Source organism: Marinomonas sp. HM11-D (assembly GCF_057626615.1).
Genome location: NZ_JBMMKT010000007.1, coordinates 1 through 18228 on the forward strand (window position 1 = coordinate 1; position 18228 = coordinate 18228).

Consider the following 18228-nt stretch of genomic DNA (forward strand, 5'->3'; position numbering starts at 1 on the left):
ATCTGACCCCTGAAAGTAATAAGGTCTCAGCAGATCAGAGCCCCCCTCCCCCTCCCCTTAGCAAGGGGAGGGGGTACTTCTTAATCTTTACGAAGAACAGCTGTAATGGCTAACACCGCCCATGCGGTAGAACGCTTCTGGACGTAGACGGTAGTACTTATCCTCTATCTCTTTGGACTGCTCCTGATAAGGATTATTAAGCACTTCTTGTAGTTCTTTAATCAGACCGTAGTTGCCTTGTTCTGCTTGTTGATAAGCAGGAACGACTAGCCATTCACGCCAAGTGTATTTGGGGTTTACTTGTTTCATCGCTTGGCTAACGCTGGCTTGCCGTTCGTCCGCATTGATAGCGGTGCGCCACAGGTCAAGCCATTGCTGCCATTGGTCTAATTGTTCTTCAGTTGGTTCTGTATAAAAAGCACAGGTCAGGGCTGAAATGTCTTTCGGTATATGAGACAGCTCTCGGAAGAACATATTAAAGTCGGTGCGGGAACTGAGCATCAAGTTTAACAGCTGTTGCACAAGCTCTGAGTCATAGGACTCCATCCCTAGTTTGTTAGCCCACATGGTTTCGATTTTCTGCTGCATCACCTGGATAAACTCATCACGGATTTGCAGCAGTGCTTTGTGTGCGTCTGGCTCTTCTTGCAGTAATGGCTCAAGCGATTTGCAGAACATGTTGAAGTTTTGCTGTGCCGCTAAGGGCTGGTTAAAGAAGGAGAAATGACGACCACCGCCGGTCCAAGGTTGGAAAGCCGGATCAAACATTTCACAGAAGCCAAACGGGCCGTAGTCTAGGGTGTAGCCGCTTGCAGGGCAGTTGTCGCCATTAAAGTTACCTTGGCAATAACCGACTCGGATCCAGTCAGCTACTAAGGTGCTTAGGCGCTCACGGAACAATTGAGCCAGTTTGAGAAGCTTGTCGGAAAAGGCGAGCGCTGGATCGATTTCCTTTGGGTACTCTCTATCAATCAAGTGCAGCACAATCATTTCGAGCTCTTTGAGTGCGTAGGGGTGAGCATTACTGCGCGCACGACGGGCAAACAGCTCTAACTGACCCACACGTAAGAATGATGGTGCGACTCGAGTGGAGATAGCAACGGGATTAGACACCATGATTTCTGGATCAGTAGACTGAGAGCCTTCGTGATACCAAGGGCGATTGACTTGCTCGGATGTAGAAACGAATAAACTCAAGGAGCGAGAGGTAGGAATGCCAAGGGCATGCATGGCTTCTTGCGCCAAAAACTCACGCACGCTTGAACGCAGTACGGCACGGCCATCGCCACCACGGCAGTAGGGGGTACGTCCGCCACCTTTGAGCTGCATTTCCCAGCGCTTGCCTTTGAAGACGCCTTCGAAGATCGACATGGCACGGCCATCACCATAACCATTGCCGGTGCGGAAAGGACATTGCTGTGTGTACTCTGTACCGTAAATAGAAAGCGCGTAACCAGTTGCCCAGCCAAGTTTAGACATAGGCGCGGGTACGTTTGAAAGATCCCCAGAAAACACTCTTTTAAAGTCTTGTGTGTGTGCCAGTGTATCGTCCAAGCCCAGCTCTTCAAACAAGGCTCCGCTATGGGCAATGTACTCGGCGTTTGGCAAAGGAGTCGGTGTGACTGGTACATAGTGGCCAGAATAGACTTGTCTTGGCTGATGCTCGTTGCCATCTTGGTTGGCATCGGGATCAGGGTTGAGTGAATCCATTAAGGAGTAGTTGGCTAACTTGGCGAACTCTTCAATGGTCGATATCTTAGAATTGAGGTCACTGGTGTCGTTGCTGGCCATAGTGCATCTTCTCGCTTAAATAATGCTAGGTGGATTCGTCTTACTTTTAATAAATTGTATTTATACCGCCCCATGATAGATAGACCTGTGGGCATTTTTAGTCTTGAACCTCATTACTTTAAGATTAGCTGCGCAATTCATTGAGCTGATTTATTAGAATGGTGCGTAGAGTATTGAGATGTAAAAACAAGGATTTTGCTGAATGGGTAGTCAATCGCGGGTAATGAGTCTGTACAAGTCGATGGTGAAGTCTGATGACAAAGAAGTGGGTGACAAGCATTCGCTCGCAAAAAACTTTCTGCGCTTAATTAGTGCTCAGTTTCTAATCAATACGGGTGATGCCATCGTCAACCCAAAAGTGACCTTGCCGTGGTTGTTACAAAGCGTCGGGGCACCAACATTTTTGGTGGGTTGGCTGGTGCCGATTCGTGAAGCGGGATCACTGTTGCCACAATTGTTGATTGCCAGTGCCATGCGACGCCTAGCAATCCGAAAATGGATTTGGGTGGCTGGCAGTGTCATTCAAGCCCTATCTCTATTGCTGATGGCATTGGTGGCTAACTTCTTAGAAGGCTATGTTGCAGGTTTGGCGATCATTACGCTACTGGTGCTGTTTAGCTGTGCACGTGGCCTTAACTCAGTGGCAACCAAGGATGTGTTAGGCAAAACCATTCCCAAATCACAGCGGGGGCAAGTGACGGGGCTGTCGGCAAGTGCTGCAGGTCTGGTCACCATTGGCTTAGCGGTAATGATGGCATTGAGTTATGTCTACGATTGGCAAACATCGAGTTACTTTATCTGGGGGCTAGTGGCGGGGGCGGTGCTGTGGCTACTTTCAGCAGTGATCTTTGCTCGAGTTGATGAGCCTCTAAGTGAAAAAGAGCAAAGCGAGTTTAGTCTCCTCTCTGCGTTGTCACAGTTGTCCCTGTTATACACCGATAGGGAATTCCGTCACTTTGTTATTACTCGCGCTTGTTTCTTAGGAACTGCGTTAAGCGCTCCCTATTATGTGTTATTAGCGGAACAGCACATGGGTAGCTCGATTTGGGTATTGGCCATTTTCATGGGCATCAGTGGCTTAGCTGGATTGCTATCAGGGCCTTTCTGGGGGCGTTTTTCGGATGTCTCTAGCCGTAAAGTACTGATTATGGCTTCAAGCTTAGGGGCTCTAACGGGGCTTCTTCTGTTTGTGGTTGCGCTAGAGTTGCCTGATTTGCTTGGCTCTATTTGGCTACTGCCTATGTTTTATTTTGCTTTGACGGTTTTCCATCAAGGAATTCGAGTCGGGCGTAAAACCTATTTGGTCGATATGGCAGAAGGCAATAAACGCACCAGCTACGTAGCCGTTGGCAATACAGCAATTGGTATCATGTTATTGCTGTTTAGCTTGCTAGGTCTACTGAGTGAAGTGGTGTCACTGGAAGCGCTTATTGGTGTTTATGCCATCATTACTTTAGTTGGCGTTATGATGGCGATCCGCCTACCGGATGTCTCCAAACATTAATTAGGTAAGGGGACGTTGCTACTGCGTTTGATGTTATTCAGTACTAGGGTGGAGCTAATATCACGCACGCCCTCCATGCTGCATAACTCGTCATTTAAAAAGTCTGACAGCGAGTTTAAATCCTGAGAAATGACTCTTAGCCAGTAATCGCAAGGGCCGGTAACCGCGTAGCACTCTAGAACTGTGTCCATGCCCTCAATCCGTTCTTGGAAGTTTTTACGGGCTAGGCTGTTACCTTTGTCTAAGGTGACAGAAACAAAGGCTGTCACTTGGTAACCGAGTTCTGAGATGTTTAGTTGTGTGTTGTAGGATTCAATAAGGCTACTTTGTTCCAGCCGCTGTAAGCGTCTCGAACACTGGGAAGGAGATAGGTTGACCTGCTCGGACAGGGCCACATTGGACAGGCGAGCGTTGCTTTGTAGCGCCTTTAACAGCTTCCAGTCGAAAGCATCAAGTTCTAATTGGTTCATTCAAGGTTCCTGAGAATTGTCGCTCAGCTTATATTTTATAGTTGGAGAGTGCGGCTGAGTCTTAAATATATCCTAGGGTAATATTTTGAATAAACAAGCGTAGATAGGGCTGGTTTGGCGAGAAGTACGCATAAATTTGCGCTTAGACATAAAAAAGGCTGCCTTTGGCAGCCTTTTTCGCAATTAAGCGGAAGGAAGATTCTTCGCTAGCCAAGCCAGCGCTTCATCGTATGGCTCAGGCATGGTGCTCAGTGATTTAAGAATCGACTGTAGCTGGTCTAGATCGCCAGAACAGGCATTTAGGTGGCCTACCTTACGACCTGGACGCACTTCTTTGCGGTACCAGTAAAGCTCAAGGCCTTTGATTGATAGCCAGTTGTAATCTACGTCAACGCCAATCAAGTTCACCATCATGCTTTGGTTTTTCACTTCAGCTGGCGCTAAAGGCAAACCGGCAACGGCACGGATATGGTTTTCAAATTGGTTAACGCTGGCACCGGCTTGGGTCCAGTGACCGCTGTTATGCACGCGTGGCGCCAATTCGTTGATCAGTAGCTTATCGCCGCAACGGAAACATTCCATCGCCATTACGCCCACGTAATCCAAGGCATCCATTAATTTACCTAGCATGCCTTCGGCTTGCTCTTGTAGGTGCTCAAGGCGTTGTAGTGGAGAAATAGACGCGTATAGAATACCGTTGATGTGAAGGTTTAGAGTCAGTGGGTAGAAGTATTTCTCACCGTTCTTACCACGTACACCGACAACAGACACTTCTTCGTCGAAGTTGATCGCTTGTTCTGCGATCGCTTGGCCTTTCCATTCATCAGGAATTTCCGTGCCTTCAGCTTGCTTCAACCAGTACTGACCACGGCCGTCGTAACCACCACGGCGGCGTTTCATTAGCACGCGATCACCCAATGTAGCGTATGCTTTTTCAGCGCTTGAATCGTCTTCTACTGGGAACCAAGGAGCCGTCGCTAGATCTAACTTATCGATCCATTGCTTCTGCGTTAGGCGGTCAGCAAGCTGTGGAAATGTTTCTAGGTTCACGAAGTTAGGGTGTGCTGCCAGCTGTTTAGTTGCAGCGGTTTCAGGCCAGTCTTCACGTTCTGCAGTAACGATGTCATCTGCCTGCAGTGGCAGGGTTTCATCGGTTTCGATATCAACTGGTTTAACGTCTAGGCCCAGTGGATTAGCCGCTTGTTTAAGCATAGCGCCAAGTTGACCTGCGCCGAGTACCCAAATAGATGACATGAATTAAGCCTCGCGTGGATCTGGATTAGATAGAACAGTTTCAGTTTGTTCGCTGCGGAAGGCTTCGATACGTTCCGCTAGCGCAGCATCTTCATTTGCTAGGATTTGACAAGCAAGTAGACCCGCGTTGAAGGCACCCGCAGTACCGATCGCAAGCGTACCTACGGCAACGCCTTTTGGCATTTGTGCAATAGACAACAAGCTGTCCATACCGTTTAGAGCTTTACTTTGAACTGGAACACCTAGCACTGGTAGACGAGTGTGCGCTGCCACCATGCCTGGCAGGTGTGCTGCACCGCCGGCACCGCCGATGATCACTTTAAAACCACGTTCAACCGCAGCTTCAGAAAACTCAGCCAGCTTAACAGGTGTACGGTGTGCTGATACCACTTCTACATGGTAAGCAACGCCTAGTTTGTCCATGATTTCAGCCGCAGCTTCCATGGTGGCCCAGTCACTTTTCGATCCCATAATAAGGGCTACTTTCGCTTGCAAAATCGTTCTCCTGCGCTGTTCTCCAACGGGTATGAGGGGAAGTGTCGGAGTTAATGTTCAAGTCATAGGAGGAGCTGTGCTCAACTCCAGTAAATAGGGGCGATAATATAGCCGATTTTCGCCGAAACCGCGAGTTAGGGAGTGCTTAGAAACGACTTTTTTATGGCTTTGGGGAGGGAATTTATAAATATAAAAAAGGCGAGTTAGAGTCTCGCCTTTAGGTAACTTTCATAATCTGGGATTTGCTTCTCAAATGGCTCATCAAACAACGGCGAGCTGATTAAGAAGTTCGCCGAGGAGACGCTACAGGCAATCGGAATATTCCAAACCGCTGCCACTCGCAGAAGAGCTTTGATATCCGGGTCATGAGGCATTGGCTCAAATGGGTCCCAAAAGAAGATCAAAATGTCGATCTTACCTTCGGCAATCATTCCACCAAGCTGTTGATCGCCACCCAAGGGACCACTGATCAGAGCATTGACCGGTACGCCCAGTTGCTTTTGCAGCAAGTTGCCCGTGGTACCGGTTGCCATCAACTCATGTTTAACCAGCTTGTTTTTATGCTGGACTGCCCAAGTGGTTAGCTCAGGCTTCATGTTGTCGTGGGCAACCAAAGCAACGCGTTTACGCGCTGCCGTGGTGACGGTTTTCTTATCCATTAAGCAACCGCGCCGACTTCAACCACTTTGATCATGTTGGTTGTGCCGTGTGATACCAAGTGATCACCTTTGGTCACGATCACAAGATCGCCATCTTCAACTAGGCCAAGAGATTTCACCTTGTTCACTAAACCAGAAATAATGGTGTCCACATTGTATTCTTGAGATGAGAAGGCTACAGCCGTTACACCACGGTACAGGGCTGTTTTGTTTAGTGTTGCTTGGTTTGGCGACAATGCATAGATTGGCAGACCAGAAGAAATACGTGATAGCAACAATGGTGTGGTACCCGAAGCGGTCAAACTGATGATCGCTTTCACACCTTCAAGGTGGTTGGCCGCGTACATAGCTGCCATGGCGATAGTTTCAGACACGGATGTGAAAGTCACATCTAGACGGTGCTTAGAACGCATTACAGAAGGGTGCTTCTCTGCACCAAGACAGACACTGTCCATCTTCTTCACTACTTCTTCTGGGTAAGCACCCGCTGCTGTCTCAGCAGAAAGCATCACTGCGTCAGTACCATCTAGCACAGCGTTAGCAACGTCGAACACTTCGGCACGAGTTGGCATCGCTTGAGTGATCATGGTTTCCATCATCTGCGTTGCTGTGATAACAGGGCGGTTAAGCTGACGGCAACGTTTGATCATGTGTTTTTGAACACCGATCAATTCTGCGTCACCGATTTCAACGCCTAGGTCACCACGAGCCACCATGACAGCGTCAGAGGCTAGGATGATGGCATCCAATGTTTCGTTGTCCGCTACCGCTTCAGCACGTTCTACTTTAGCAACGATGCCGGTTTCAAGGCCTGCTGCTTTAGCTAGTTCACGGGCTTCTTCAAGATCTGCAGCGCTACGTGGGAACGAGACAGCAAGGTAGTCAGCTTTTAAGGCCGCAGCAGTTTTGATGTCTTCTTTGTCTTTTTCAGTCAATGCAGCGGCTGACAAACCACCGCCTTGACGGTTGATGCCCTTGTTGTTTGAAAGCGGGCCACCCACGATAACTTTAGTGTGAACTTCTAAGCCTTTAACTTCTAATACTTCAAGTACCACACGACCGTCGTCCAATAGCAGGATGTTGCCTGGAGAAGAGTCTTCAGCTAGCTGTGGGTAATCGATACCAACGCGAGTTTCATCGCCTGCGTTTTTATCAAAGCCCACATCAAGGATAAAGTGCGCGCCATCTTTCAATGTAACTTTCGTGTCTTTAAAACGTGCGATACGAATTTTTGGACCTTGTAGGTCGCCAAGAATGGCTACGTGGCGCTTGTTTTTCGCTGCCATTTCACGCACCACATTGGCACGATTAATATGATCTTCAGGTTGTCCGTGAGAAAAGTTTAAACGGAAGACGTTTGCCCCGGCCAAGATTAGTTTTTCGATCATCTCTGGAGAGCTGGAAGCTGGGCCTAGCGTGGCAACGATTTTGGTTCTGCGAGTCATATTAATTCCAAAAAAATTTTTTAAAGCGTGGAGTTAGAATATAGAGACGACAAAGGCTGCATCAGCAGCCTTTGTTATTAGAAGTATTATTTTGCGCTCATGAGTGCAAGTGTATTATCTAGCATTCGATTTGAGAAGCCCCACTCGTTGTCGTACCACGCCATAACCTTAACTAATTTGCCTTGAACACGAGTTTGTGTCGCATCAAAGTTCGAAGTGTAGGTGCTGTGGTTAAAGTCAGTAGAAACCAGTGGTTCATAGTTGACGCACAGAACTTCGGCCAATACTGGGTCTGCAGCCACGGCATCTTCAATAATCTTGTTTACTTCTTCCGCGGTTGTTTCGCGTGGCGCTAAGAAGGTTAGATCCACCAAAGAAACGTTAATGGTTGGTACGCGAACGGCCATACCGTCAAATTTGCCCGCAAGTTCTGGTACCACTAGACCTACTGCCGCAGCAGCACCGGTCTTAGTTGGGATCATGTTCATCGCCGCGGCACGAGCTCGGTATAGATCTTCATGGTAAACATCTGATAAACGCTGATCGTTCGTGTAGGCATGGATAGTGGTCATCAAACCGCTTTCGATACCTAGCTTCTCGTTCAGAGGCTTAGCAATCGGCGCTAGACAGTTAGTTGTACAAGAAGCGTTAGAAATCACCGTCATGTCAGACGTTAATACTTGTTGGTTAACACCGTATACAACCGTTGCATCGACTTCTTTGCCTGGCGCAGAAATAATGACTTTCTTCGCGCCTGCAGTAATGTGAGCGCCCGCTGTTTCTTTGGTGGTGAAGAAACCAGTGCATTCGTACACCACGTCAACACCCAGTGCTTCCCATGGTAGTTTTGCTGGATCGCGTTCAGAGAATGTCAGGATTTTATCTTCGTTAATGTACAGTGCTTCAGCATCGAAATTCACATCGGCATTGAAACGTCCGTGAACTGTGTCATATTTAGTTAAGTGAGCATTGATTTTGGAATCACCAAGATCGTTGATGGCAACGACTTGGATTTGGTTGCGCTTGCCGGACTCATAAAGCGCTCGAAGTACGTTGCGTCCGATACGTCCATAACCGTTGATAGCTACCTTAATCGTCATATCTCACTCCTAATGTTTGAAGATACAGTCTGTCCTATGGGGTAAGTGTAGGACAGTTTCATTTCAATGTTATTGTAAAAACACTACAAAAATAAAAAAATTCTCCGGAAGGAAGAGCATAACTTACTAATTTTGTTCAAAAAATAGTCATGACTTCGTAATCTTCCATCATTTAGCCTGTTATATGGCCCTATTCTAACGAAAAAAAAGCCGCTTGGTAGTGTTTTTTAGTAAAAAAATTACATAAATGGTCTTTTTTGTCTGTTTTGCACTTGTTTGTTGCGGTTAAATTATTAAAATGTAGTAAAATTACATAAATCTGTTTCATTGATCAGTGTGATGAAATCTTGATGGAGAGCAAAGATGAACCCTATTGTGGAAAAAGTAACCCAAGCCATTATTGAACGTAGCAAAGCACTACGTTCTCAATATTTAGCGGATATGCAGCAGGCTGAGTTAAAGGGTCCACACCGTGGGGCATTGTCGTGCGGTAACTTGGCGCACGGTTTTGCGGCCTGCCAGCCTCAGGAAAAGCAAAAGCTAAAACTGATGGATGAGGCCAATATCGGGATTGTCTCTTCTTACAACGATATGCTTTCGGCGCACAAGCCGTACGAGCATTACCCTGACATTATCCGTCAAGCCGTGGCTGAAATGGGCTCTGTAACACAATTCGCAGGTGGTGTTCCAGCTATGTGTGATGGGGTGACGCAGGGACTAGAAGGCATGGAATTGTCGCTGTTTAGTCGTGACAACATTGCTCAAGGTACAGCGATTGCTCTGTCTCATAATATGTTTGATGCGGCTCTATTCTTAGGTATCTGTGACAAGATCGTCCCAGGACTGTTGATCGCTGCATTGCGCTTTGGTCATTTGCCTTGTTTCTTCGTGCCTGCAGGGCCAATGCCTTCAGGCATTACCAATGCACAGAAAGCGGCGGTGCGTCAAAAATTTGCTAAGGGTGAAGCGACTCGTGATGAGCTATTAGAAGCGGAATCGGCGTCTTATCACAGTGCCGGTACTTGTACCTTCTACGGCACCGCGAACTCGAACCAATTATTGGTAGAGATGATGGGCCTACAACTTCCAGGCTCTTCATTTGTAAACCCTGATAACCCAATGCGCGAGGCGTTGACCCGTTATGTGGCGCAGCTAGCGACCAAGACAACAGCACTGGGTAACGATTACCGTCCGATCTATAAAGTCATTGATGAGCGTTCGATTGTGAACGCAATTGTCGGCTTGTTGGCGACCGGTGGTTCCACGAACCACACCATGCACATCGTGGCGTTTGCACGAGCGGCGGGCATCATTGTTAACTGGCAAGACTTTGCAGAGCTATCAAAAGTAGTACCTTTGTTAACGCGTATTTACCCGAATGGCCAAGCGGACATTAACCATTTCCAAGCAGCGGGTGGTATGGCGTTCCTAACCAAGCAGCTATTGAAAGGCGGTTTGCTACACGAAGATGTGAACACCATCGTGGGTCGAGGTTTGACACACTACACCAAGGAGCCATTTATGGATGGCGATCAACTAGTGTGGCGTGATGGTATCGAAACAAGTCTGGATGAAGATGTGGTGCGTCCGATCGAGAATCCATTCAGTAAAGAAGGCGGTTTGGCCTTGCTGCAAGGCAATATCGGCCGCGCGGTGATTAAGGTGTCTGCGGTAAAAGAAGAGAACCGCATCATTGAAGCGCCAGCCGTGGTGTTCCATGACCAGAACGATCTGGTGGAAGCCATCCGTAGTGGCGAGCTAAAGCGTGACTGTGTCGCAGTGGTTCGTTACCAAGGCCCAAAAGCGATTGGTATGCCGGAGCTGCATAAGCTGACGCCTTACCTAGGCAACCTTCAGGATCAAGGCTACAAGGTAGCGCTGGTCACTGACGGTCGTATGTCTGGTGCGTCCGGCAAAGTGCCAGCAGCGATTCACCTGACGCCAGAAGCTTTAGCGGGTGGTGTGATTGGTAAGATTCAAGACGGTGACTTGGTGCGCCTTGATGCGGTGGCGGGTACGCTGTCTGTGTTGGTGGACGAAGCAGAACTGGCCCAACGTGAACAAGCGCAGTGCGACCTGCGTCGTTCCCATCAAGGTATGGGCCGCGAGTTGTTCGCCAGCTACCGTATGTTGGTCAATGGCGCAGAGCAGGGTGCGTGCAGCCTGTTCCATGAGTAAAGAATTTCTCTGACTACTAACGTTTGTTAGTAATAGTGTTTAAGCCTCCCTCGGGAGGCTTTTTTTTGCCTTGTAGGATTTCAAATCCCTTCCCTTATTAAGGGGAAGGTTAGGATAGAATTGAAAATGAGGCATAAAAAAGCCGAGCAGTGTGAGTGCTCGGCTATTTAAAATTGAGAGTGAGATTAGCCTAGGGTATCCAGCTTTTTCTCGTACTCATCAAACGTATTTAGTACGTCTGAATGGGGTTTACCGGTCATTAGACTGACCACGACTATGGCCAATGTCGATAGGATAAAGCCCGGTACGATTTCGTAAATATCGAAGATACCGCCGGAGATTTGTTTCCACACCACAATGGTAATACCGCCCACTAAGATACCTGCTAGAGCGCCATTGCGGTTCATATTGCGCCAGAATAGGCTCAAGATAATGGCTGGACCAAACGCCGCACCAAAACCTGCCCAGGCGTAAGAAACGAGGCCAAGTACCGAACTTTCTGGGTTAAACGCCAGCAGCAAAGCGATCACAGACAGAGCAACCACGCCTAAACGGCCGACATTGACGATCTGTGATTGTGAGGCATTAGGGTTGATCCAAGCTTTGTAGAAATCTTCTGCTAGGGCTGAAGAAGACACCAATAGCTGAGAATCCGCCGTGCTCATAATCGCTGCGAGGATAGCGGCCAATAGAATGCCGGCGACCACAGGATTAAATACCGCGTTCACCAAGATCATAAAGATCTTCTCACCGTCTTCTAACGAGCCGGCCATATGGTTGTCCACATAGATGATACCCACCAAACCGATTAGCAAGGCACCAAGCATAGACAAGCCAGTCCAACCCACTGCGATGCGACGTGCGGTGATCAAATCTTTATTAGAACGTGATGCTTTAAAACGAGCCAAGATATGTGGTTGACCAAAGTAACCAAGCCCCCATGCGGCGAGGGAAATAATACCGATGATGCTCAATGGCTCGCCGTTAATATCGTTCCACATCGTCAACAGTTCAGGGTTTTTAGCGGCTAGAGTATCTGGTAGTTGTGACCAATCACCTTCCATAATCGCAAGTGGTACGATCACCAAGGCTGCACACATCAGTAGGCCTTGAACAAGGTCGGTCCAAGATACTGCTAGGAAACCACCGAATAGGGTGTAAGACACTACACATACAGTGCCGATGACCACCGCCCAGCGGTAATCGAGTCCAAATACCGTCTCAAACAGTTTACCGCCGGCCACTAGGCCTGAGCTGGTGTAGAACAAGAAGAACAATAGAATAAAGAACGCCGAAATCGTCTGAATCAGCTTCGAGTTATCTTGGAAACGAGTTGATAAGTATTCCGGCAGTGTCAGCGAGTTATTCGCTTGAATACTGTAAGTGCGTAGACGTTTGGCACAGATTAGCCAGTTCAGCCAAGTTCCCGCCAGCAAGCCGCCCGCTAGCCAAAGGGACTCCATGCCTGCCGCAAAGGCATAGCCAGGTAAGCCAAGCAGCAACCAGCCACTCATATCAGAGGCGCCAGCAGAGAGTGCCGTTGGCCAAGGGCCTAATGAGCGTCCACCTAGAAAGTAGTCTTCCGAATTGGAAGTGCGCTTATAAGCGTATAAGCCAATGCCCAGCATCACCGCTAGGTAGGCTAGAAAGGTAAAGCTTATTGCTAAGCTATTATCAATCATCGTAAGTCCTCTTATTATCATAGTTTTGAGGCGCAGATGTTACCGAGCAATTCGTCTTAGTTGTGGTAAAAACTGTGCAAGCTAGCCTCAAAAAGTCATCGTCTTTATTGTTATGAGCATGGGCTTAAGCTTAGAGAAAAGTGGTGACTCTGCTCATAATTTAAACCTGATTGGTGATTCTATGTACCAGTAGGAAGGGCGTCTTTCAGAATTCTCCGACAATTTGTCGAGATACTCTGGGAACAGAGCAGGATGTGCTGGAAGATAGTTAGGATGATGCGATCTGGGAAAGCGTTAGCCTCCAAGTCCGTGGACTTAGAGGCTAAGCGGAATCAGTTGTCTAGCTTAGGCAGACGTGTGTCTTGCACGCTCAGTTTCAACTTACGCAGATGCTCATTGAACTCAGGGCCACGTTTTAACAGTACGCCCGTTGCCAAGGCATCGATCAATGTTAGATAGACGATACGAGAACTCATCGGCGTGTAGATATCGGTATCTTCGGTTTCTTCAATAGGCAACACGATTGAGCAGTGTTCAGTCAAAGGAGAACCTGGGTTGGTAATACCGACCACAGTCGCACCCGCTTCACGCGCGACCCGTGCGGTCTCGATCAATGGCAAGGTACGACCTGATAAAGAAATCACCACCACCGCATCGCCTGGGTGTGTGCCTGCGGCTGCCATGCGCTGAACCAGAATATCCGTGTAAGCCACCACCGGCATATTCAAACGGAAAAACTTATGGTGCGCGTCTTTCGCCACTGGGCCAGAGGCGCCTAGGCCGTAGAACTCAATGCGGCGTGCTTGGGCCAAGACATCCACAACACGGCTGATCAGTGTCTCAGGTAATAGCTCTTGGGCACGGGTTAGGTTGTTCTTGGCGGCTTCAAAGATTTTATTGGTGATAGCGCCTGGCGCATCATCTGGCTCAACGTTTAAGTTAACGTAGGGAGTGCCTTTGGCAAGGCTTTGGGCAAGAGCCACTTTGAAATCAGGGAAGCCGCTACCAATTAGGCTACGGCAAAAACGGTTAACCGTTGGCTCACTGACCTCGGCACGCGCGGCAAGCTTCGCAATGCTAGAGTGAATAGTCGTTTTCGGGTCGGCTAAAATAGCTTCAGCAACCTTACGCTCAGATTTACTTAGGGTACTGAGCTTTTCTTGGATTCTGCGAATAATGTCTTCGTGCTTATTCATTTATGTGCTTCAACAGTAAAATATTGACTCAAATGGGTATCAAGGACATTCTGACAGCGGTTTCCCCCTCTGGCAATAAGTGATTGAAAATGTGTGCACTTTCTGAGTATTTGAAGCAAATGAACTCCATCTTGCCGGAACATGGTGAGATTGAAGTGTGTCCGCTAGAGGAAGGTTTCTCCAATAAAACCTATCAGATCAGTTGGCAGCAAAAGCCCCAATTAGTGCTGCGAATTTCCGATTCGAATGGCCCAGCATTTGGCATTGATCGGGCAACCGAACGTGAGGTCTGTCGTCTCGCTGCGACACGTCAGCTGGCGGCCAATATCCTGTGGCAGGATGAACGGGCCATTGTCTGGGCGTTTTTACCAGGTCAGACTTTACCATGGGATGTGCAGCATACCGAGGCCACCTTATTGCCACTTTGTAATGCCATGGCGGCGTTACATCAGCTGCCGCCAGTGACCAAGCAATACGATGTGTACCAGTTGATGAAAGATTGGCTAGATCGCTTACAGGAAACTGAGATGACCGCGGAGGTAGTGGCGCTCACTAGCCAAGCGCGTCATTTTTATAATGCCCTAGAGTCGGTACCAAGACCTAGCGAGTTAGTGCTCTGTCATAACGATTTGAATCCCAAGAATATCCTCTTAGATGGCGCGAAAGCCTGGCTAATCGATTGGGAGTCGGCGGGTATGAATGACCCCTTATTTGATCTGGCTTTGGTTGCCCATGTTCATCATTTCAGTGCTGAGCAATTGCAGCAGGCCTACAAGATTGTTTTAGGCTCTGCTCCGAGTGCTGAGCAATTGCAATGGATCGAGCAGTATCGCCAAGCCTATGTGGTGCGTGAGTTGGTCTGGTTGCTGCTACGGCATCAGCTGTGTGGCACACAAGATTTAGATTGTCTGCAGTGGTATCATGCGCTGCTAAACGATCCTGTGTTTAATCCCTATTTTAAAGCTGACAAATTATGAACCTCGCTTCCGATTGGCAAGCTTTGCTTGCTGACGAATTCAATAAAGACTACATGCAGCAGCTGCGTGCCTTTCTGGTACAAGAAAAAAGCGCCCACAAAGTCATCTTTCCCCATTCCAATGACTGCTTTAACGCCTTAAACGAAACGCGCTTTGATAACGTCAAGGTCGTGATACTGGGTCAAGACCCTTACCACGGTCCGAACCAAGCCCACGGCTTGTCTTTTTCGGTAAAACCAGGTGTCAAAACACCGCCGTCCTTGGTGAATATCTATAAAGAGCTGGAAAGCGATTTGGGAATCCCTATGGCGAATCACGGTTACTTGGTCAACTGGGCGCGTCAAGGGGTGCTACTGCTAAACAGTGTGTTGACCGTGGAAGCAGCAAAAGCCGGTTCGCATCAGAACAAAGGCTGGGAAACCTTTACTGATCAAATTATTCAATTGATCAATGAGCATCACCAAGGCGTAGTATTTATGCTGTGGGGCTCTTATGCGCAGAAGAAGGGGCGCCATATCGACCGTTCTAAACACTGTGTGTTAGAAAGCGTGCATCCATCTCCGTTATCGGCTTATCGTGGTTTCTTGGGCTGTGGCCATTTCTCCAAAGCCAATCAGTACTTGGAGAGCATCGGTAAAGCACCGATTGATTGGAGCACACATTTACAGCCAGCCGAGTAAATCGGACGGTGATAAAAAAAGCGCGCTAGGGATCTCCTCTCTAGCGCGCTTTTTTGTTTTACCAGCCTCTCTAAACAGGGGGCTGTCTAAACTCGGGTTAGTTACCGAGTTCGTAAGGCAGAGGAATCAGGTTTATATCGTAGCCTTCTACGGTCGCGCTCCCCAGCTCGTTTTGCTCAACGTTTAGGATTAATTGCGCTACATGGCAGTTTGCCAGTGGTGCTGTATCAAACACAGAACCAATCGCCTTGCCGTCTTCGCTCATCACATCCGTGCCGATTTTCATGGGTCCTTCGCAAACGCATAACGCCATGTGTTTTTTCGACTTACCACGGTATTTCATGCGCGCCACGATTTCTTGGCCAGTGTAACAACCCTTGGTAAAGCTGATGCCGCCGTTACGCTGCATATTGATCCACTGGGGCAGAATCTCTTCCAAATGCTCTTTGCCAAGCAGAGGACGCGCAGCCAATAGTGCCATCACCTTGTGCGCAGCGGGATCTTCTGCAGCGGGTAGCTCTTCTGCCGCTTGCGCTACGGTGAGGGTCTCTTGGTAATAAGTGTTGTTCAGAATCAGCTGGCTGCAACCGTCTTGATGTGTGGTTGGAATGGCCAATTCATAATGATCTTGCGGCTCAAGGGTATCGGTTAGCGCGAACAGCGAGCTGACATGATATTGCGCACTGACATCGCTTAATTCTGTTTTGAAAAATACGGCGTATTTTTTTAGGTGCGCCAATAGCGTGTCGAGCACATCTTGTTTAAGCACCATTAAAAAGGAGTCTACCGCATTTTGCAGAATGTAAAAGTTGGCAATGATGCGACCTTTTGGCGTGCACACGGCACCAAACACACTGGCTTGTTCGCTGACCAGTTTCATATCGGCGGTGGTTTGACCTTGCAGCAATTTGACGCTGTCAGGGCCTTGGATGGAAATGACGCCTAGGTCTTGGCTGTGACCGTAACTGGTTGCGGGCAGTGTTTCACTAAGAAGCTGCTGGAGCTGCATAATGACCTCAAAATTGATAAATGAATATGCTTCATTATGTGGGGCTCACTTGAGCGAAATCAATGTATGGGACGGGCAAATCCTTGCTCTGTTCTAAAAGTGGCGCAAATGGATGCTTTTTGCGATGGACTGATACGCAACATGCAGATTTCTTCTCAAGCATTGACTAACGCTGCGCACCTGCTGACACTCAATTAAAACAGAATAATAACGATGCACAGTCATCATCTAACGCAGGTAACAGCTATGTTTTTAGGGTTGGATTTAGGCACCTCAGGATTAAAAGGCGTGGTCATTGATGGCGCGGGTCAAGTGGTGGCGCAAGCCAGTCATGCCTTGCAAGTGAGTTCACCACGAGCCACCTGGTCTGAACAAGCGCCCGAAGACTGGTGGCAAGCCGTTGGACGGGTGTGCCAGCAGTTATCCCATAAGATCAATTTGCGCGATGTGCAAGCGATTGGGCTCTCAGGACAGATGCATGGCGCTACCGTGCTGGATAGCGCTGGACAAGTGCTTCGGCCTTGTATCCTTTGGAATGACGGACGCAGTAAAGCTCAATGCGATGCCATGATGGCCGCTCATCCTGAATTCATGACTCTCTCTGGTAACTTGGCCATGCCGGGCTTTACGTTACCGAAAATCCTGTGGCTAAAAGAGCATGAGCCAGGGGTGTTTCAAGCCATTGATAAAGTGTTATTGCCGAAAGATTACTTGGTCTATCGCTTAACTGGGCAGTTTAGTTCGGACTGCTCTGATGCGGCGGGCACCCTTTGGCTTAATCCTGAAACGCGCCAGTGGGATGAGCGCTTGCTCGCTCTAGGTGGTCTGAGCCACGCCAATATGCCCAGCGTACACGAAGGCCAGCAGGTGATTGGTCTGGTGACGGCACAGGTCGCGGCGCAGCTTGGGCTTGCGCAAGTGCCAGTGGTGGCTGGAGCGGGGGACAACGCCGCAGGAGCTGTGGGTATGGGCATCACCGAGCCGGGACAGGGCTTTGTCTCATTGGGAACCTCTGGCGTTTATTTCACGGTATCAGAATCCCATCATGCGAAACCGGAAAATACCGTACATGCGTTTTGCCATGCTTTGCCAAATCGCTGGCATCAGATGGGCGTTACTCTCAGTGCGGCCAACTCGCTGGCGTGGTTTGCTGAGCTGGTCGCACAGCCAGTAGCAGAGCTACTGCTGGAGCTTGAGCAGAGCCCGATCAGGCAAACGTCAGTCCTTTTTCTGCCCTACTTAAACGGTGAACGTACGCCGATTAATGACCCTTTGGCATCGGCTCAGTTCGTGGGCTTACGCAACAGTACCAGTCGTGCCGAAATGACGCTGGCGGTGCTGGAGGGCATTGCCTTTTCACTGTTGGATTGTCAAAACGCCTTGGCGAGTGCGGGCAGTGAAGTGCAGCAACTGTCCTTGATTGGCGGTGGCGCACGCAGTGCGTTATGGCGTCAGGTGATCGCCAATGTGCTCAATAAACCGTTAAGTTATCGAGATGGGGGCGATGTTGGCCCAGGCTTAGGGGCGGCGCGTTTGGCGTTGCTGGGTTTACGTGAGCAGCAGGGCGAGGATATTGAACTCTTAATCAAGCAGCATTGTCCGCTGCCAAAGGTCATTGCCGAACATCAGCCAGCGCCTTTGATGCATGACTATTATCAAGCTAAATACCAACTCTATCAGCGATTGTATCAACAGACACAAAGTCTTAATGAGGCGCTTATGGCGTTGACAGCTCAGCCATAAAAAAACCGCCAGCTGCAGTGCAGGTGGCGGCAAAGATTCCTCAAG

General features: G+C 48.7%; 15 protein-coding genes. 5 read left to right on the plus strand and 10 right to left on the minus strand.

Going from position 1 to position 18228, the window contains the following annotated elements:
• Positions 1–87: 87 nt before the first annotated feature.
• Positions 88–1791: a protein adenylyltransferase SelO gene (locus ACOSVP_RS11120; protein ID WP_487347577.1), complete on the minus strand. Its 1704-nt coding sequence runs from the start codon at positions 1789–1791 to the stop codon at positions 88–90.
• Between the two features lie 202 nt (positions 1792–1993).
• Between ACOSVP_RS11120 and ACOSVP_RS11125 the strand changes: the two genes are divergently transcribed.
• Entirely contained in the window at positions 1994–3295 is a 1302-nt protein-coding gene (locus ACOSVP_RS11125) for an MFS transporter (RefSeq protein WP_487347578.1), read from the plus strand.
• Here the strand turns inward: ACOSVP_RS11125 and ACOSVP_RS11130 are convergent.
• The 6 genes from ACOSVP_RS11130 to gap all read right to left on the minus strand — a co-directional run bounded on the left by ACOSVP_RS11130 (position 3292) and on the right by gap (position 8718).
• Positions 3292–3765, minus strand: a complete 474-nt coding sequence (locus ACOSVP_RS11130; protein ID WP_487347579.1) for an Lrp/AsnC family transcriptional regulator — start codon at positions 3763–3765, stop codon at positions 3292–3294. The genes ACOSVP_RS11125 and ACOSVP_RS11130 overlap by 4 nt on opposite strands.
• A gap of 183 nt (positions 3766–3948) precedes the next feature.
• On the minus strand, positions 3949–5019 hold the full coding sequence (purK, locus tag ACOSVP_RS11135) for a 5-(carboxyamino)imidazole ribonucleotide synthase (RefSeq protein ID WP_487347580.1): 1071 nt from the start codon (positions 5017–5019) through the stop codon (positions 3949–3951).
• Positions 5020–5022: 3 nt separating this feature from the next.
• A complete protein-coding gene (purE, locus tag ACOSVP_RS11140; protein ID WP_487347581.1) occupies positions 5023–5514 on the minus strand; it encodes a 5-(carboxyamino)imidazole ribonucleotide mutase in 492 nt (163 codons plus the stop codon).
• Between the two features lie 203 nt (positions 5515–5717).
• Positions 5718–6173: a methylglyoxal synthase gene (locus ACOSVP_RS11145; RefSeq protein ID WP_487347582.1), complete on the minus strand. Its 456-nt coding sequence runs from the start codon at positions 6171–6173 to the stop codon at positions 5718–5720.
• Positions 6173–7618, minus strand: coding sequence for a pyruvate kinase (pyk, locus tag ACOSVP_RS11150; RefSeq protein WP_487347583.1), 1446 nt, complete (start codon positions 7616–7618; stop codon positions 6173–6175). The genes ACOSVP_RS11145 and pyk overlap by 1 nt, the downstream gene beginning before the upstream one ends.
• Positions 7619–7704: 86 nt before the next feature.
• Positions 7705–8718 (minus strand): type I glyceraldehyde-3-phosphate dehydrogenase, encoded by a 1014-nt coding sequence (gap, locus tag ACOSVP_RS11155; protein ID WP_487347584.1) that lies wholly within the window; start codon positions 8716–8718, stop codon positions 7705–7707.
• A 363-nt stretch (positions 8719–9081) separates the two neighbouring features.
• Here gap and edd point away from each other — a divergent pair, with 363 nt between their 5' ends.
• Positions 9082–10896 (plus strand): phosphogluconate dehydratase, encoded by a 1815-nt coding sequence (edd, locus tag ACOSVP_RS11160; RefSeq protein WP_487347585.1) that lies wholly within the window; start codon positions 9082–9084, stop codon positions 10894–10896.
• A gap of 185 nt (positions 10897–11081) precedes the next feature.
• Here edd and putP read toward each other — a convergent pair whose 3' ends face one another.
• Entirely contained in the window at positions 11082–12578 is a 1497-nt protein-coding gene (gene putP / locus ACOSVP_RS11165; RefSeq protein ID WP_487347586.1) for a sodium/proline symporter PutP, read from the minus strand.
• Positions 12579–12910: 332 nt separating this feature from the next.
• A complete protein-coding gene (hexR, locus tag ACOSVP_RS11170; protein ID WP_487347587.1) occupies positions 12911–13774 on the minus strand; it encodes a transcriptional regulator HexR in 864 nt (287 codons plus the stop codon).
• A gap of 89 nt (positions 13775–13863) precedes the next feature.
• On the opposite strand from hexR, the gene ACOSVP_RS11175 reads away from it, so the two are divergent.
• Together ACOSVP_RS11175 and ung are read left to right on the plus strand one after the other, a co-directional pair.
• Positions 13864–14751, plus strand: a complete 888-nt coding sequence (locus tag ACOSVP_RS11175; protein ID WP_487347588.1) for a phosphotransferase — start codon at positions 13864–13866, stop codon at positions 14749–14751.
• The gene (ung, locus tag ACOSVP_RS11180; protein WP_487347589.1) at positions 14748–15431 is read left to right on the plus strand and encodes a uracil-DNA glycosylase; all 684 of its coding nucleotides are present in this window, start codon (positions 14748–14750) and stop codon (positions 15429–15431) included. The genes ACOSVP_RS11175 and ung overlap by 4 nt, the downstream gene beginning before the upstream one ends.
• A gap of 97 nt (positions 15432–15528) precedes the next feature.
• Here the strand turns inward: ung and ygfZ are convergent, their stop codons facing one another.
• Positions 15529–16440 carry a CAF17-like 4Fe-4S cluster assembly/insertion protein YgfZ gene (gene ygfZ / locus ACOSVP_RS11185; protein WP_487347590.1) on the minus strand — a complete coding sequence of 304 codons (912 nt, stop codon included), beginning with the start codon at positions 16438–16440 and terminating at the stop codon, positions 15529–15531.
• A gap of 246 nt (positions 16441–16686) precedes the next feature.
• On the opposite strand from ygfZ, the gene xylB reads away from it, so the two are divergent.
• Entirely contained in the window at positions 16687–18183 is a 1497-nt protein-coding gene (gene xylB, locus ACOSVP_RS11190; RefSeq protein ID WP_487347591.1) for a xylulokinase, read from the plus strand.
• Positions 18184–18228 lie beyond the last annotated feature (45 nt).

What these genes read in the sequence shown, in the direction of transcription:
- ACOSVP_RS11120 (WP_487347577.1), bottom strand. Translation starts at nt 1,791, where the DNA reads ATGGCCAGCAACGACACCAGTGACCTCAATTCTAAGATATCGACCATT.
- ACOSVP_RS11125 (WP_487347578.1), top strand. Translation starts at nt 1,994, where the DNA reads ATGGGTAGTCAATCGCGGGTAATGAGTCTGTACAAGTCGATGGTGAAG.
- ACOSVP_RS11130 (WP_487347579.1), bottom strand. Translation starts at nt 3,765, where the DNA reads ATGAACCAATTAGAACTTGATGCTTTCGACTGGAAGCTGTTAAAGGCG.
- purK (WP_487347580.1), bottom strand. Translation starts at nt 5,019, where the DNA reads ATGTCATCTATTTGGGTACTCGGCGCAGGTCAACTTGGCGCTATGCTT.
- ACOSVP_RS11145 (WP_487347582.1), bottom strand. Translation starts at nt 6,173, where the DNA reads ATGGATAAGAAAACCGTCACCACGGCAGCGCGTAAACGCGTTGCTTTG.
- pyk (WP_487347583.1), bottom strand. Translation starts at nt 7,618, where the DNA reads ATGACTCGCAGAACCAAAATCGTTGCCACGCTAGGCCCAGCTTCCAGC.
- gap (WP_487347584.1), bottom strand. Translation starts at nt 8,718, where the DNA reads ATGACGATTAAGGTAGCTATCAACGGTTATGGACGTATCGGACGCAAC.
- edd (WP_487347585.1), top strand. Translation starts at nt 9,082, where the DNA reads ATGAACCCTATTGTGGAAAAAGTAACCCAAGCCATTATTGAACGTAGC.
- putP (WP_487347586.1), bottom strand. Translation starts at nt 12,578, where the DNA reads ATGATTGATAATAGCTTAGCAATAAGCTTTACCTTTCTAGCCTACCTA.
- hexR (WP_487347587.1), bottom strand. Translation starts at nt 13,774, where the DNA reads ATGAATAAGCACGAAGACATTATTCGCAGAATCCAAGAAAAGCTCAGT.
- ACOSVP_RS11175 (WP_487347588.1), top strand. Translation starts at nt 13,864, where the DNA reads ATGTGTGCACTTTCTGAGTATTTGAAGCAAATGAACTCCATCTTGCCG.
- ung (WP_487347589.1), top strand. Translation starts at nt 14,748, where the DNA reads ATGAACCTCGCTTCCGATTGGCAAGCTTTGCTTGCTGACGAATTCAAT.
- ygfZ (WP_487347590.1), bottom strand. Translation starts at nt 16,440, where the DNA reads ATGCAGCTCCAGCAGCTTCTTAGTGAAACACTGCCCGCAACCAGTTAC.
- xylB (WP_487347591.1), top strand. Translation starts at nt 16,687, where the DNA reads ATGTTTTTAGGGTTGGATTTAGGCACCTCAGGATTAAAAGGCGTGGTC.